Here is a 13,961-nt window from a genome sequence, read left to right as displayed (position 1 = left end):
TCCTGCCCAGCGCACGCCCGTTGATTTCCGATGACACTGCCCGCCCGCATCGCCCTGCTGCTCCTGTTGCCTGCACTGCCGGGCGCCGCCGCCGGCGTGGACATTCCGGCGCTGGTCGAGTGCCGCCAGGGAATCGCCGAGCATGCCGCCCTTGGCGCTGCCACCGCCGATCCGTTGAGGGCAGTCGCACTCGGCCTGCAGCCGATGCCACAGCAGAACCAGTTCATGACCGAATTCCGCCTGGCCAACCCCGCCACGGTGTTCGGCCGGCAGACCGACCACATCGCGCTGGCCGGCGCCAGCGTCATGGCCGTGCTCGATCTGGCCGATCCGCGGCCGTTGGCCGGTGAATTGAAGCTGGAGACCGCCTACGACGCCGACGGCAAGTTCATGGCCGGGCGTGAAGTCGTCAGCCGCGACACCACCGATCCGAGGACCGGTGAGCCGATGATCGAATCGATCATCCTCAGCGTGTCCACCGTCCGCAGCCATCCTGGGCAGACCCTGGCGGGCTGCACTTACAGCCTGGACCTGCCGGCGGAAGAAGCGACCGCCCCCGCCCCGACGGCGTCTGCAGAGGGCTGAACACGGCCTTCGGGCCCTGCCCCGGGCGTCGGCGGCAGACGCGTTGCAGGTCGCGCCATCCTGCTAGACTGCGTCCATCGCCCGGCCTGCCGGGTGCCTTTTTTCCCGAGATGTCTGAAGACGACAGTACAAGCTCCGCACAGGAGCACAGTGAGAAGAGACGCAGCTGGCTTGAACGCCTGGGTGCTGCGTTTTCCGGTGAACCGCATACGCGCGACCAGCTCGTTGCGGTGCTGCACACAGCACACGAAGACGGCCTGATCGCGGCCGACACCCTGCGCATGATGGAAGGTGCCATTTCGGTCGCCGACCTGACCGTGGGTGACGTCATGATCTCGCGTTCGCAGATGGTGTCGCTGCCGGTGGAGGCCCCGTTCCTGGAGCTGATGCAGCAGGTGGTCGAATCCGGCCATTCGCGCTTCCCGGTGCACGGCGACAACAAGGACGACATCCTCGGCGTGCTGCTGGCCAAGGACCTGCTGCGCGGGGTGGTCGCCGACAACGGTCCGGGCAACATCCGCGAGCTGCTGCGGCCGGCGGTACTGATCCCCGAAGCCAAGCGCCTGAACGTGCTGCTGAAGGAATTCCGCCTTTCGCGCAACCACATGGCGATCGTGGTCGACGAGTACGGCGGTGTCGCCGGGCTGGTCACCATCGAGGACGTGCTGGAACAGATCGTCGGCGAGATCGACGACGAGCACGACGAAGCCGAAGATCCGACCGCCGGCATCGCCATCCAGGCCGACGGCCAGTACGTGGTGGATGCGCTGACTGCCATCGGCGATTTCAACGAGCGCTTCGGCGCCACCTTCCCCGATGACGACTACGACACCATCGGCGGACTGGTCACCGAAGCCATCGGCCACCTGCCGGAAATCGGCGACGAGCTGGCCCTGGACCGCTTCATGTTCCGTGTTGCCCGCGCCGACGCACGTCGCGTGCAGGCCTTCCACGTGACCGTGCTGCCGGCGGACGAGCAGGAAAACGCTTGAACCTTCGCACTGGAACGCTGCTGAGCTGTTGGCTGGCGGTACTGCTGTTGGCCGGCCTGCTGGGCCTGCCCCTGCAGGCGCTGGCGCAGCAGCCCGCTGCCGACCCGGTTGCCAGCGCAGCAGCCAGCGCGGAAGCCGACCCCGCGGTACCGCGCATTGGCGTGGTCACCATGCAACCGGGCACGATCTTCTTCGAGCGCTTCGGCCATGATGCGATCGTAGTGGTCGACCCGGTCAGCGGCGCCGCCACCTCGTACAACTTCGGCTACTTCGACCCCGGTGAGCCTGATTTCGTCAGCCGCTTCGTGCGTGGCGAAATGATGTATTACCTGGTCGCGTTGCCGCTGGAGCAGGACCTGGGCTACTACGACGAGGCCGGCCGCGGCGCCAGCGTGCAGTGGCTCGACCTGGACCCGGCGCAGGCGCGTGCACTGGCCGCCGACCTGGCCGAACGTGCCAAGCCGGAGAACGCGCGCTACCGCTACGATTACTACACCGCCAACTGCGCCACGATGGTGCGCGACACGCTGGACAAGGCGCTGGACGGCGGCCTGCACGCGCAGCTTTCCGGCCGCTCGCGCGGCAACACCTACCGCAGCGAATCGGTGCGTCTGGCATCACCCGCACCGTGGATGTGGCTCGGCTTCGACCTGGGCCTGGGCCCGTTCGCAGACCAGCCGCTGTCGCGTTGGCAGGAGGCCTTCGTGCCGATGCGGCTGGCCGATGCGCTGCGCCAGGCACGCAACAGCGAAGGGCGTCCGCTGGTGCAGTCCGAACAACAACTGCTGGCCCACCGCATCGATGCCGAACCGGCTGAACGCGCGCGCGCCTGGTGGCCGTGGCTGGTGCTCGGGCTCGGCCTCGGCGCCGGGGTGATCGCGCTGCGTCGGCGGCCGCGCCTGCTGGCCGCGCTGGCGCTGCCGTTCTGGACCTTCAGCACGATCGCTGGCGGCCTGCTGGTGTTCCTGTGGGGCTTCAGCGACCACCACGCCGCGTGGGCCAACCGCAACCTGCTGCAGCTCTCGCCGCTGTGCCTGCTGCTGCTGCCCGGCGCCGTCGCGCTGCTGCGCCGTCGCGCCCCCGGGCGCCTGTTCCGCGTCACCCTGTGGAGCGTGGCGATGCTGTCGGTGGCGGGATTGGTGCTGCATTGGCTCAGCCTGCAGGCGCAGTACAACATCCAGTGGATCGTGCTGCTGCTGCCCGTGCACGCCGCGCTGGCCTGGGTCCTGGGCCGACGCCTGCCGCGATTGGCGCTTCACGCACACTGACGCAGGATACGTGGCATGACCCTGCCTGATACCACCGGCCCCGCCCCGCACAACCCCGCGTGCGTCATCAACTGTGTCCATTACGATGATGATGGCAAGCGACACGACATCAGCCTGGATGCTATCAGCGACGTGATCGCCAGCGGCAACGGCTTCGTATGGGTCGGCCTGTACGATCCTGCCGATTCGGTCCTGTTGAAGCTGCAGGAAGAATTCGGCCTGCACGACCTGGCCATCGAAGACGCGCGCAACGCACACCAGCGGCCGAAGGTGGAGACCTACGGAAACTCGATGTTCGTGGTGGTCACCACCGCGCAGATGGTCGACGAGCGCATCCAGTACGGCGAAACGCACGCCTTCGTGGGTCCACGCTTCCTGGTCACCGTGCGGCATGGCGCGTCGCTGTCCTACGCGCCGGTGCGCGCACGCGTGGAGCGCGAGCCGCACCTGCTGAAGATGGGGCCTTCGTACTGTCTGTACGCGGTGCTGGACTTCGTGGTCGACAACTACCTGCCGATCACCAACCGCTTCCGCGACACGCTGGAACTGCTGGAAAAAGACATCTTCGCTGACAATTACCGGCGCAGCACCGTGGTGCGCCTGTACGAACTCAAGCGCGAGCTCAACAAGATGCGCATGGCAGTGGCTCCGCTGCAGGACGTACTGTCGGCGCTGAGGCGCTATCCCGCTGAAACCGGGCTGGTGCCCGATGAGGTCAAGCTGTACGTCCGCGACGTGCACGACCATGCCGTGCGGATCAGCGATGTCATCGACACGCTGCGCGAGATGCTGGGCACCGCGCTCAACGTCAACCTGTCACTGGTCACGCTGGCGCAGGGCGAAACGGTCAAGCGCCTCGGCGCCTGGGCCGCTCTGCTGGCGGCCCCTACGCTGATCACCAGCTGGTATGGCATGAACTTCACCCACATGCCTGAGCTGGACCAACCGTGGGCCTACCCGGCGATGATCGTCGGCGTCGGCGCGGTCTGCGTGGGCCTGTTCCGGCTGTTCAAGCGGGTGCGCTGGCTGTAGGTCAGGCGACGCCGAGCATGGCTCGGCGCTACCGGTTCTGCTCAGGCGACGTAGATCGTCTTGATGTTCATGAACTCATGGATGCCGTGCTCGGCCAGTTCGCGGCCGAAACCGGACTCCTTGCTGCCGCCGAACGGCAACCGCACGTCGCTCTTGACGATGGAATTGACGAACGCCGCGCCGCACTCCATCTGCTGCGCGAACGCTTCGCCACGCGCGGCATCGGTGGTCCACACGCTGCCACCCAGCCCGAAGCGGGTATCGTTGGCCACCTTGAGGGCCTCCGCCTCGTCCTTCACCCGGATCACTGCGGCGACCGGACCGAACAGCTCTTCATCATAGGCCGGCATGCCCGGTCCGACCTGGTCCAGCACGGTTGCCGAATACCCTGCGTAGCTGCCGGCCACCGGCTCACCACCAGCCAGTACCCGCGCACCCTTGGCAACGCTGGCCTGGACCTGCTTGTGCAGTTCGTCGCGCAGGTCGGCCCGCGCCATCGGCGCCAGCGTGGTCCGCGCATCGGCAGGATCGCCATATCGCCGCTCGCCGGCTGCGGCAACGAAGCGTTCGGTGAAGGCATCAGCCACCGCCTCGACCACGATGAACCGCTTGGCCGCGATACAGGTCTGCCCGCTGTTGTCGAAGCGGGACTTCACCGCCGCCTCGACCGTCTTGTCCAGGTCCGCGTCATCCAGCACGACAAAGGCATCGCTGCCGCCCAGTTCCATCACGCACTTCTTCAGGACGTCGCCGGCGGTGGCGGCGATCGAGCGCCCTGCCCGCTCGCTGCCGGTCAGGGTGACTGCTTTCACCCGGTGGTCGCGCAGCACCTCGGCGGCCTGGTCGTTGTCGATATGCAGCACGTCGAACACGCCATCGGGCAGGCCACCGGCGCGCACTACCTCGTTGATCAGGTCCGCGCACTGCGGCACGTTGCTGGCGTGCTTGAGCAGGGCTACGTTGCCGGCCATGAACGCCGGCGCGAGGAAGCGGAATACCTGCCAGATCGGGAAATTCCACGGCATCACCGCGAACACGCAACCGATCGGCTCGTAGCGCACGTAGCTGCGCTGCGCCTCGGTATCGATCAACTGTGGCTTCAGGTAGTCGGCAGCATGGTCGGCATAGTACTCGCAGGCCGCCGCGCATTTTTCCACTTCCGCCAGCGCCTCGGCCTTCAGTTTGCCCATCTCGCGGGTCATCGCGTCCTGGATGTCATCCTTGCGGGCGCGCAGCTGGGCACCAATGCCGCGCAGCACCTTTGCGCGTTCCTGCAGGGAGGTGGCGGACCACGCCTCAAAGGCACCGGCCGCAGCCTGCAGGCGATGTTCGATCCCGGCCGTGTCCAGCAGCTCATGGCGATAGTCCACGCGGCCGGTGGTGGGGTTGACGATCTCGACGGTCATGGAGGGCTCCTGTAAGTCAGGCATCCATTCTGCGCCGCCCAACGTGAGCCGGATGTTGCCGGAGCGGGTCCCTTGGGCGCCCGACGGTGCGACCGGATGTCGCTCCCATCTACCGCCCTGGGGCAAGACGGGCTAGTCGACAGCAGCCGTCAATTCCCGACCGGCTTCCCTCTTACGGCGCCGGGCCCAGGCGATGAAACTTCCTCTGCGCGAGCCCTCACGCCAGCGCCATCCACGGCCTTCAAACAGGCCTAAAAGGAAACGTCGTGTACAAGAAGATCATCATGAGCACACTGCTGGGGTTCAGCGCCGCCGCCGCCCTGGCCAGTCCCCCACCGCAGACCCATCCGGACCACCCGTACCCCGGCATCGGCAGGGTCGTGGAGCTGGATTTCGGTGAGAATGCCTACGAACTGCGGTTTGAAAGAGATGGCCGCACCATGACCTATGTCGGTATACGCGGTCCTGAAGAGGGCGAAACCGAAACCGTGGAATACACCGCCATCGCCACCGCGCCGGACCATTACCTTCTCTACTGGATCGAGCCGGTCCATCGGGCGACCGTCGCACAGGTCCAGGACTGGTTCAAAGACCGCGTGTACACCAACATCACCAGCGAAGGACTGGAGTTCACCAACCTGGGCGGATCGCTCCGCGACAACGGACCGCTGTGACCGGCTGAGCCGCACCGGCGTCGGGTACCTGCACGGCACCCGATGCCATCAGCCGTTGTCCTGGCGCGCCAGCAGCAGGTCGCGCTGGCGGCGTTTTTCGCCGCGCGCGGTGACATACCAGCCGATCACCGCGGCCACCGCCACCGCTGATACCATCAGCGTGGCCAGTGCGTTGATCTTCGGGCTGATGCCCATGCGCACCGAAGCAAAAACCTTCATCGGCAACGTCGTCGAGCTGGGCCCGGCCACGAAGCTGGCGATCACCACGTCGTCCAGCGACAGGGTGAAGGCCAGCAGCCAACCGGCCAGCAGCGCCGGGGCGATGATCGGCAGGGTGATCTTCAGGAACACGGTCAGCCGGCTGGCGCCGAGGTCCATCGCTGCCTCTTCCAGGGATATGTCCAGCTCCTGCAGCCGCGAAGACAGCACCACCGTCACGAAGGACAGGGTGAAGGTCACATGGGCGATCCAGATGGTCGCCGCGCCCCGTGCCGGGAAGCCAGGAATGCCGCCCATCGACACCAGCAGGGTCATCAGCGAAAAGCCCAGGATCACATCCGGCATCACCAACGGCGCGGTGATCAACGCACTGAAGGCGGATTTGCCACGGAAGTGCCGGAAGCGGGTCATCACCATGGCCGCCATCGTGCCCAGCACGGTGGCGGCGCAGGCGGTCCAGAACGCCACTTTCAGGCTCATCCACAGCGCATCCATCAGGGCGCGGTCGTTGAACAGTTCGCCATACCAGCGGGTGGAAAAACCGGCCCAGACCGTGGCCAGCCGCGAGCTGTTGAAGGAGAACACCATCAGCAGCAGGATCGGCAGGTACAGGAAGGCAAAGCCGAGCGCCAATGCGCCCCAGCCCATCCAGCGGTAACCGCGCAGGGTGCTCATGCCTGCTTTCCTTCCAGCACGCGCTGCTGGGACCGGTTGAACAGGAAGATCGGCACCAGCAGCAGCAACAGCATCACCACCGCCACCGCCGAGGCCACCGGCCAGTTGCGGTTGTTGAAGAACTCGCCCCACAGCACGCGGCCGATCATCAGCGTATCCGGCCCGCCGAGCATTTCGGGAATCACGAATTCGCCCACCGCCGGGATCATCACCAGCATGCAGCCGGCGATGATGCCGGCCCTGGACAGCGGCAGGGTGATGCGCAGGAAGGCCTGCCACGGCTTGGCGCCGAGGTCGTAGGCGGCCTCCAGCAGGCGCTGGTCATGCTTGACCAGATTGGCATACAACGGCAGCACCATGAACGGCAGATAGCAGTACACGATGCCGATGTAGGCTGCGGTCGGGGTGTACAGGATCTGCAGCGGCTGGTCGATCAGGCCGATCTTCAGCAGCAGCTGGTTGAGCAGGCCGTTGCGGTCCAGGATGCCGATCCACGCGTACACCCGGATCAGGAAGGACGTCCAGGACGGCAGCACCACCAGCATCATCATGATGTTGCGCGTGGAGGGCTTCATGCGCGCGATGGCATAAGCCATCGGATACCCGATCAGCAGGGTCAGCACGGTGGAAATGGCAGCGATCCTGAACGAGCTGACATAGGCCAGCACGTACTGCTGGTCGCGCACCAGCTGCAGGTAGTTTTCCAGGTTCAACTTCAGCGCCAGCGCACCATCCACGTACTGCAGCAGCCACGTGTAAGGCGGCGAACCCACTTGGGTATGCGCGAAGGAGATCATCAGGATGATCACGAACGGCACCGCGAAGAACAGCAGCAGCCACAGATACGGCACGCCGACCACCGCATCACGCAGTTCCGGCATCCAGCGTTTGCGCACGGCCGCGCTCATGAGGTCAGCACCACGCCGTCGTTGTCGCGCCAGTGCACCCACACCTCATCGCCCCAGGTCAGGCCATCGCTGGCCCAGCGCTGCGAATTGGCGAAGTTGGCCATCACCCTGGCCCCGCTGGGCAGGCGCACGTGGTACACCGAATGGCTGCCGAAGTAGGCGATGTCCTCGATAACGCCCTGGGCCTTGTTGGTATGCCCTTCCGGCTCGTCCTTGCCGATCATGATCTTCTCCGGACGCACCGCGAAGGCGACCGGCTGGCCCTCATAGCAGGTGATGCCGTGGCCGATGTAGATCGGCGCGGGGAACGCCGGCGAGCGCACGGTGACGTACTCCGGCAGGTCCTCGTCGATCACTCCTTCGAACGAATTGACCGAGCCGATGAAGCCGGCGACGAAGCGGTTGGCCGGCTGCTCGTAGACATCCTCCGGCTTGCCCACCTGCTGGATCCAGCCCGCATCCATCACCGCGACGCGGGTGGCCATGGTCATCGCCTCTTCCTGGTCATGGGTGACCATCACGCAGGTGACCCCGGAGGTTTCGATGATGTTGACCAGCTCCAGCTGCATCTGCGAGCGCAGCTTCTTGTCCAGCGCACCCATCGGTTCGTCCAGCAGCAGCAGCTTGGGCCCCTTGGCCAGCGAACGGGCCAGCGCCACGCGCTGTTGCTGGCCACCGGACAGCTGGTGCGGCCGGCGCTTGGCCAGCTGGGTCATGTGCACCAGTTCGAGCATTTCACCCACCCGGCGGTGTATCGCGTCACTTGCCAGCCCATCCTGCTTCAGTCCGAAGGCGATGTTCTGCTCCACGCTCATGTGCGGGAACAGCGCGTAGGACTGGAACATCATGTTGACCGGACGCTTGTACGGCGGCAGCGCCACCAGCGGCTGGCCATCGAGCACGATGCTGCCCTTGGTGGGCGTTTCGAACCCGCCCAGGCAACGCAGCAGCGTGGATTTGCCACTGCCCGAGCCACCCAGCAGGGCGAAGATCTCGCCCTTGCGCACGTCCAGGTTGACGTCGTCGACCGCGACGAAACCGTCGAATTCCTTGCGCAGCTCACGGATGGACAGGTAGCCGGGCTCGCCGTGGGTATCGGCGACGACGGCTTCCGGCAGGGCTTCAGCGGGCATGGGGGGCTCCGGGAGCGGATGGTGGACAGCGGCGCCATTCTAGCCATGCCCGTGCCGAAGCGACATGACGGCAGTTGGCGGCCGGCGGCGCACCGCTGCGGCGCGTCGCGGCCCGCTCTTACTTTGGGCACGGTGGCCGGGCACGCTCATCCCAGGACCTGCACCGCAGTCCCCGAAGCCGAGACCCTTCCATGCGCACCCTCCGCCCCCTCGTCGCCCTGATCCTCGCCTGCGCACCGCTGGGTGCCTGGGCCTGCAGCCCCACCGGCTACCCCGGAACCGGCCAGACCATGCTGTCGGACTTCGACACCGGCGCCTTCCTCATCCGCTTCCATGACGACGGCTGTACGGCCAGCTTCTGGGGAGTCAGCGGCGATGCAATCGGCAACAACAACACCGTGGAGTACGCGTACACGCCCATGGGTAAAGGCATCCACAAGCTCACCTGGGTAGCATTCAACCCGGAGAAAGTGGTGCTCGCCAACGTCGTGCACGTACAGAACTGGAACACATGCATGGTCTATACAAGCTTCAGCAGGCCGGACATGACGTTCGTGCACTGGCAGGGCCCGCAGATCCGCAACTGGGACAGCACGTCCAACTCCGGCGCCTGCCCCGGCACTGCCATGTCCCCGCCCAAAGGCGGGGATCTGGCTGGCTGACCGCCCCGATCAACGGCCGGTTTTGATCTCCGTCCACAAGCGGGTGTACAGCTTGTCGGTTTCCGGGGTGTTGATCGAATAGGTGAACATCTTTTCGGCCACGTCCGCCGGCGGGTAGATGGTCGGGTCGGTACGGATCGCCTCGTCCACCAGCGGCGTCGCCTCGCTTACCGGGTTGGCGTAGTGGATGAAGTTGGTGTTGGCCGCGGCGACCTTCGGTTCCAGCAGGTAATTGATGAACTGGTAGGCCGCTTCCGGGTTCTTGGCATCTTTCGGGATGGCCAGCATGTCGAACCACTGCGGCGCCCCTTCGCGCGGGATCGAATAGGCCACGTGCACGCCGTTGGCCGCTTCTTCGGCGCGGTCACGCGCCTGGATGATGTCGCCCGACCAGCCCACCACCAGGCAGGTGCCGCCGTTGGCCAGCGAGCCCACGTACTGCGAGGAGTGGAAGTTCTGCACGTAAGGGCGGATCGACTTCAGCAGCGCGCCGGCCTTCTGGATGTCGGCCGGGTTGTTGCTGTGCGGATCCAGGCCCAGGTAGTGCATGGCCACCGGAATCATGTCGGCCGGAGTGTCCAGGATGGTCACGCCGCAGTCCTTCATCCTGGCGATGTTTTCCGGCTTGAACACCAGGTCCCAGCTGTTGGCGATGTCGGCGCTGCCACCGAAACGTTCCTTCAGCATGTCCACGTTGTAGCCAATGCCGGTGGTGCCGATCATGTACGGCACGCCGTACTTGTTGCCCGGGTCCTGGGTGGCGATGCGCTCCATCACCTTCGGGTCCAGCTTGGCCAGGTTGGGGATTCTGGCCTTGTCCAGCGGCAGGAACACGCCGGCCTGGATCTGCCGGCCGAAGAAGTTCAGCGTCGGCACCACCACGTCGTAGCCGCTGTTGCCGGCCAGCAGCTTGGTTTCCACCATTTCGTCACTGTCGAACACATCGTAGGTGACCTTGATCCCGCTCTGCTTTTCGAACGCCGGGATGGTGTCTTCGGCGATGTAATCGCTGTAGTTGTAGACGTTGAGGACCTTGCCGTCCTGCGCGGCGCCGTTGCCACCACCGCCACAGGCGGCAAGCAAGGCGGCGGAAAGGCCGAGGGTCAGGGTGCGCAGCTTCATGGGAGGGGGCTCCATAGCGGGGTGGGGGCCGATGCCGGCCTGCAGACGGCTGCCAGCCTAACGCCGCAGCGCCGGAACTGGTAGCGCCGATCCATGCTCGGCGGAATGTCTAGACATTCAGCAGCAGGAACTCGCGTTCCCACGAACTGATGACCCGGAAGAAGGTCTCGTATTCCTTGCGTTTCACCGAAATATAGGCCCTGCAGAAGCGCTCGCCGAGCAGCGCCTGCAGTTCGGCGCACTGCTCCAGCCCATCCAGCGCCTCGCCCAGCGAACGCGGCAGGTCGTAGCCCAGTTCCTTGGCGCTGCCGCTGATCGGCGCATCCGGCGCCAGCTGCCCACGCAGGCCCAGCAGCCCACAGGCCAGGGTGGCCGCCATCGCCAGGTACGGGTTGGCATCTGAACCGGCAAAGCGGCTTTCCACCCGCATGTTGTCCGGCGTATCCATCGGCACGCGCAGGCCGCAGGTGCGGTTGTCGAAGCCCCAGTGCACGTTGCTCGGAGACACCTCGCCGAATACCAGCCGGCGGTAGGAGTTCACGTTGGGCGCGAAGAACGCCATCGCCTGCGGCGCGAACTTCTGCAGCCCGCCCAGGTAATGCCCGAACACGGGACTGAACTCCCCTTCCCCATCGCCATCGCCGGCGAACACATTGGCCCCGTCGCTGATCCGCAGCAGGCTCTGGTGGATGTGCATGGCGCTGCCCGGCTCGTTTTCCATCGGCTTGGCCAGGAAGGTGGCATACACCCCGTGACGCATGGCCGCCTCGCGCATGGTGCGCTTGAACAGGAACACCTGGTCGGCCAGGTTCATCGCATCGGCATGGGTGAAATTGACTTCCAGCTGCGCCGCGCCGGATTCGTGGATCAGCGTGTCCACGTCCAGCTTCATCGCATCGGCGTAGTCGTACATCAAGTCCAGGATCGGATCGAACTCGTTCACCGCATCGATGGAATAGGACTGCCGCGCGGTCTCCGGACGGCCCGAGCGACCGGCCGGCGGCAGCAGCGGGAAGTCCGGATCGGTGTTCTTCTGCACCAGGAAGAACTCCAGCTCCGGTGCCACCACCGGGCGCAGGCCCAGTTCGGTGTAGGCATCGAGCACGCGGCGCAGCACGTTGCGCGGCGCCAGTTCGTGCGGCTGGCCGTTCTTGGTGTAGCAGTCGTGGATGATCTGCGCGGTGGGATCGGTGGCCCACGGCACCATGCGCACCGTTTCCGGATCCGGGCGCAGCACCATGTCCGAATCCGAAGGCGAAGTCAGTTCGTAGTAATCATCCGGATAGTCACCGGTGACAGTGGTGGCGAAGATACCCTCCGGCAGGCGCGTGCCGTAATCGTGGGAGAACTTGTCGGCCGGGATGATCTTGCCGCGCGCGATGCCGGTGATGTCCGGTACCAGGCACTCCACTTCGGTGATGCGGCGGTCCTTCAGCCAGCGCAGCAGGCTGCTTTCCTGCGCATCTTCCTCCGTTGGCATCCTGCGCGTGCGGCTGTCGGTACTCATGTGGAATCCTGTTGAAGTCGTTGGCGCTGCCGGCAAGCTTGGCCGAACGCATGCAACACAGCGTGATAGAAGGGATTGTGGGTGACGCGCCACTCCGGATGCCACTGCACGCCGAGCACGAAGGAATGCCCGCGGCTGCGGGCGTGTACCGGACTGACCACGGCAGAACGCGCACCGTGCCACTGCGCCAGCCAGCCGCCGGCGGGCAGCGGCGGCTGCAGCGAGGGCAGCAGCACCGGGGTCACCGCAGCAGCATCCACCAGCGCACGCACATACTTCTCGCCGGCCATCGCGAAACGATGATGGCCCTGCAACGTGCTGTCGGTCGGCAATCCCACGAGGGGCGGAAGGCGCATGCGAAGGTCCTCGGCGCTGTCACCACGGTAACCCCGGCAGATGACAGCAGCAACTTTATTGCCAGTCACACCATCACCGTGGCAACTGCGCCAGACTATGCCCATGGACCCCACGCACGCCCTGCGCGAAGACCCTGCCCTGCCACCCAGCTGGTATGCCGCCAGTGTACGACCCCGCGCCCCGCTGCCGCCGCTGGACGGCGATGTCCACGTTGACGTGGCGATCCTCGGCGCCGGCTACACCGGGCTTTCGGCGGCCCTGGAACTGGCGCGCCGCGGCCTGCGCGTGGTGGTGCTGGACGCCTGCCGGATCGGCTGGGGAGCCTCCGGGCGCAATGGCGGCCAGGCTCTGGTCGGCTATGGCTGCGAAGTGGATGTGCTGGAAAAGCAGGTCGGCGCCGAAGACGCACGCACCCTGTTCGACTACTCCCGCCAAGGCGTGCAGCTGCTGCGCGATCGCATTGATCAGCACCGGATCGACTGCCACTGGGTGTCCGGCCATGCCAACGTGCCGATCACCACGCGCCAGTCGCAGGCGCTGCAGCGCGACGTGGAGCGGCTGACCACCCAGTACGACTACCCCATGCAGTGGTGGGACCGCGCCACCCTGCGCGCACAGCTGGACAGCCCGCGCTATCAGGGCGCGATGTTCGATCCGCTGAGCGGCCACCTGCATCCACTGGCCTATGCCCAAGGCCTGGCCGATGCCGCGATCGCCGCCGGCGCGGTGATCCACGAACACACGCCCGTGCTGGAACTGCAGCGCACGCCGCGCCCTGCCCTGCGCACCGCCACCGGCACCGTGCACGCCGCCCACGTGCTGCTGGCCGGCAATGCCTGGCTGGAAGGCATCGCCCCGGAACTGGAGCGCCACGTGATGCCGGTCGGTACCTATGTCGGTGCCACCCCGGTGCTGGGCGAAGCGCGCGCGCGGGCGCTGATCCGCAACGACATGGCGGTGTCCGATACCGGGCTGGTGCTGGACTACTTCCGGCTCAGCCACGACCACCGCGTGCTGTTCGGCGGCGGCGCCAGTTACTCCTCGCGGCCGCCTGCCGGCCTGGACAGCGTGATGCAGCGGCGCCTGTGGCAGGTGTTCCCGCAGCTGCATGGCGTGCCGCTGGACTACCTGTGGGGCGGCTACGTGGATATCACTCCCAGCCGCGCCCCGCACTGGGGCCGGCTGACCCCGGACATCTACTTCGCGCAGGGCTTTTCCGGGCATGGGGTGGCCTCGGCCAACCTGGCCGGGCAGGTCATCGCCGAGGCCATCGCCGGCCAGGCCGGCCGGCTGGAGGTATTCGAGCGGCTGCCGCACCGGCCCTTCCCCGGCGGACGTCTCCTGCGCACGCCGTTGCTGGTCGCCACGATGGCATTTGTAAAGCTGCGCAATCTAATTTGGTGACGCAGTTCAAGTTTTCA

Annotated in this window: 14 protein-coding genes; 7 read left to right on the top strand and 7 right to left on the bottom strand. The window is 66.0% G+C overall.

Annotation, left to right across the window (positions count from 1 at the left end; genetic code table 11):
- Positions 1–30: 30 nt before the first annotated feature.
- The 4 genes from SOM47_RS15610 to SOM47_RS15595 all read left to right on the top strand — a co-directional run bounded on the left by SOM47_RS15610 (position 31) and on the right by SOM47_RS15595 (position 3,877).
- Entirely contained in the window at positions 31–585 is a 555-nt protein-coding gene (locus SOM47_RS15610) for a hypothetical protein (RefSeq protein WP_042614393.1), read from the top strand.
- A gap of 110 nt (positions 586–695) precedes the next feature.
- Complete coding sequence (locus SOM47_RS15605; protein WP_320506105.1) at positions 696–1,577, top strand: CorC family transporter; 882 nt, start codon at positions 696–698, stop codon at positions 1,575–1,577.
- Positions 1,578–1,594: 17 nt separating this feature from the next.
- Entirely contained in the window at positions 1,595–2,845 is a 1,251-nt protein-coding gene (locus SOM47_RS15600; RefSeq protein WP_414715825.1) for a lipoprotein N-acyltransferase Lnb domain-containing protein, read from the top strand.
- Positions 2,846–2,860: 15 nt separating this feature from the next.
- Positions 2,861–3,877 (top strand): magnesium and cobalt transport protein CorA, encoded by a 1,017-nt coding sequence (locus tag SOM47_RS15595; protein ID WP_042614390.1) that lies wholly within the window; start codon positions 2,861–2,863, stop codon positions 3,875–3,877.
- Positions 3,878–3,918: 41 nt separating this feature from the next.
- Here SOM47_RS15595 and SOM47_RS15590 read toward each other — a convergent pair whose 3' ends face one another.
- Positions 3,919–5,283, bottom strand: a complete 1,365-nt coding sequence (locus SOM47_RS15590; protein WP_320506103.1) for an NAD-dependent succinate-semialdehyde dehydrogenase — start codon at positions 5,281–5,283, stop codon at positions 3,919–3,921.
- A gap of 284 nt (positions 5,284–5,567) precedes the next feature.
- Here SOM47_RS15590 and SOM47_RS15585 point away from each other — a divergent pair, with 284 nt between their 5' ends.
- Positions 5,568–5,957, top strand: a complete 390-nt coding sequence (locus SOM47_RS15585) for a MoaF-related domain-containing protein (protein ID WP_320506102.1) — start codon at positions 5,568–5,570, stop codon at positions 5,955–5,957.
- 48 nt (positions 5,958–6,005) lie between these two features.
- Here SOM47_RS15585 and SOM47_RS15580 read toward each other — a convergent pair whose 3' ends face one another.
- From SOM47_RS15580 to SOM47_RS15570, 3 genes are read right to left on the bottom strand one after another with little or no spacing between them, the layout of a single operon-like run.
- Complete coding sequence (locus SOM47_RS15580; protein WP_042614388.1) at positions 6,006–6,851, bottom strand: ABC transporter permease subunit; 846 nt, start codon at positions 6,849–6,851, stop codon at positions 6,006–6,008.
- Complete coding sequence (locus SOM47_RS15575; protein ID WP_042614387.1) at positions 6,848–7,759, bottom strand: ABC transporter permease subunit; 912 nt, start codon at positions 7,757–7,759, stop codon at positions 6,848–6,850. Before SOM47_RS15575 ends, SOM47_RS15580 begins: the two co-directional genes overlap by 4 nt.
- Entirely contained in the window at positions 7,756–8,892 is a 1,137-nt protein-coding gene (locus SOM47_RS15570; protein ID WP_320506101.1) for an ABC transporter ATP-binding protein, read from the bottom strand. The genes SOM47_RS15575 and SOM47_RS15570 overlap by 4 nt, the downstream gene beginning before the upstream one ends.
- A 191-nt stretch (positions 8,893–9,083) precedes the next feature.
- On the opposite strand from SOM47_RS15570, the gene SOM47_RS15565 reads away from it, so the two are divergent.
- On the top strand, positions 9,084–9,554 hold the full coding sequence (locus SOM47_RS15565) for a MoaF-related domain-containing protein (RefSeq protein ID WP_320506100.1): 471 nt from the start codon (positions 9,084–9,086) through the stop codon (positions 9,552–9,554).
- 9 nt (positions 9,555–9,563) lie between these two features.
- On the opposite strand, the gene SOM47_RS15560 is transcribed toward SOM47_RS15565, so the two are convergent.
- The 3 genes from SOM47_RS15560 to SOM47_RS15550 all read right to left on the bottom strand — a co-directional run bounded on the left by SOM47_RS15560 (position 9,564) and on the right by SOM47_RS15550 (position 12,539).
- On the bottom strand, positions 9,564–10,676 hold the full coding sequence (locus SOM47_RS15560) for a polyamine ABC transporter substrate-binding protein (RefSeq protein WP_320506099.1): 1,113 nt from the start codon (positions 10,674–10,676) through the stop codon (positions 9,564–9,566).
- Between the two features lie 109 nt (positions 10,677–10,785).
- On the bottom strand, positions 10,786–12,183 hold the full coding sequence (locus SOM47_RS15555) for a glutamine synthetase family protein (RefSeq protein ID WP_042614383.1): 1,398 nt from the start codon (positions 12,181–12,183) through the stop codon (positions 10,786–10,788).
- The gene (locus SOM47_RS15550) at positions 12,180–12,539 is read right to left on the bottom strand and encodes a gamma-glutamyl-gamma-aminobutyrate hydrolase family protein (RefSeq protein ID WP_320506098.1); all 360 of its coding nucleotides are present in this window, start codon (positions 12,537–12,539) and stop codon (positions 12,180–12,182) included. The genes SOM47_RS15555 and SOM47_RS15550 overlap by 4 nt, the downstream gene beginning before the upstream one ends.
- Before the next feature lie 97 nt (positions 12,540–12,636).
- Here SOM47_RS15550 and SOM47_RS15545 point away from each other — a divergent pair, with 97 nt between their 5' ends.
- The gene (locus tag SOM47_RS15545) at positions 12,637–13,944 is read left to right on the top strand and encodes an NAD(P)/FAD-dependent oxidoreductase (protein WP_414715819.1); all 1,308 of its coding nucleotides are present in this window, start codon (positions 12,637–12,639) and stop codon (positions 13,942–13,944) included.
- The last annotated feature ends 17 nt before the right edge of the window (positions 13,945–13,961 follow it).

The organism is Stenotrophomonas sp. CFBP8980 (assembly GCF_034046095.1).
Lineage (GTDB): Bacteria > Pseudomonadota > Gammaproteobacteria > Xanthomonadales > Xanthomonadaceae > Stenotrophomonas > Stenotrophomonas lacuserhaii.
The sequence above is the reverse complement of the archived record's forward strand: the minus strand, read 5'-3'. Positions and strand labels throughout refer to the sequence as shown.

Excerpts from the sequence above, each read along its gene's own strand:
- SOM47_RS15590 (WP_320506103.1), bottom strand. The coding sequence starts at position 5,283 with ATGACCGTCGAGATCGTCAACCCCACCACCGGCCGCGTGGACTATCGC.
- SOM47_RS15545 (WP_414715819.1), top strand. The coding sequence starts at position 12,637 with ATGCCCATGGACCCCACGCACGCCCTGCGCGAAGACCCTGCCCTGCCA.
- SOM47_RS15555 (WP_042614383.1), bottom strand. The coding sequence starts at position 12,183 with ATGAGTACCGACAGCCGCACGCGCAGGATGCCAACGGAGGAAGATGCG.
- SOM47_RS15610 (WP_042614393.1), top strand. The coding sequence starts at position 31 with ATGACACTGCCCGCCCGCATCGCCCTGCTGCTCCTGTTGCCTGCACTG.
- SOM47_RS15580 (WP_042614388.1), bottom strand. The coding sequence starts at position 6,851 with ATGAGCACCCTGCGCGGTTACCGCTGGATGGGCTGGGGCGCATTGGCG.
- SOM47_RS15575 (WP_042614387.1), bottom strand. The coding sequence starts at position 7,759 with ATGAGCGCGGCCGTGCGCAAACGCTGGATGCCGGAACTGCGTGATGCG.
- SOM47_RS15550 (WP_320506098.1), bottom strand. The coding sequence starts at position 12,539 with ATGCGCCTTCCGCCCCTCGTGGGATTGCCGACCGACAGCACGTTGCAG.
- SOM47_RS15585 (WP_320506102.1), top strand. The coding sequence starts at position 5,568 with ATGAGCACACTGCTGGGGTTCAGCGCCGCCGCCGCCCTGGCCAGTCCC.
- SOM47_RS15605 (WP_320506105.1), top strand. The coding sequence starts at position 696 with ATGTCTGAAGACGACAGTACAAGCTCCGCACAGGAGCACAGTGAGAAG.
- SOM47_RS15595 (WP_042614390.1), top strand. The coding sequence starts at position 2,861 with ATGACCCTGCCTGATACCACCGGCCCCGCCCCGCACAACCCCGCGTGC.
- SOM47_RS15565 (WP_320506100.1), top strand. The coding sequence starts at position 9,084 with ATGCGCACCCTCCGCCCCCTCGTCGCCCTGATCCTCGCCTGCGCACCG.
- SOM47_RS15560 (WP_320506099.1), bottom strand. The coding sequence starts at position 10,676 with ATGAAGCTGCGCACCCTGACCCTCGGCCTTTCCGCCGCCTTGCTTGCC.
- SOM47_RS15570 (WP_320506101.1), bottom strand. The coding sequence starts at position 8,892 with ATGCCCGCTGAAGCCCTGCCGGAAGCCGTCGTCGCCGATACCCACGGC.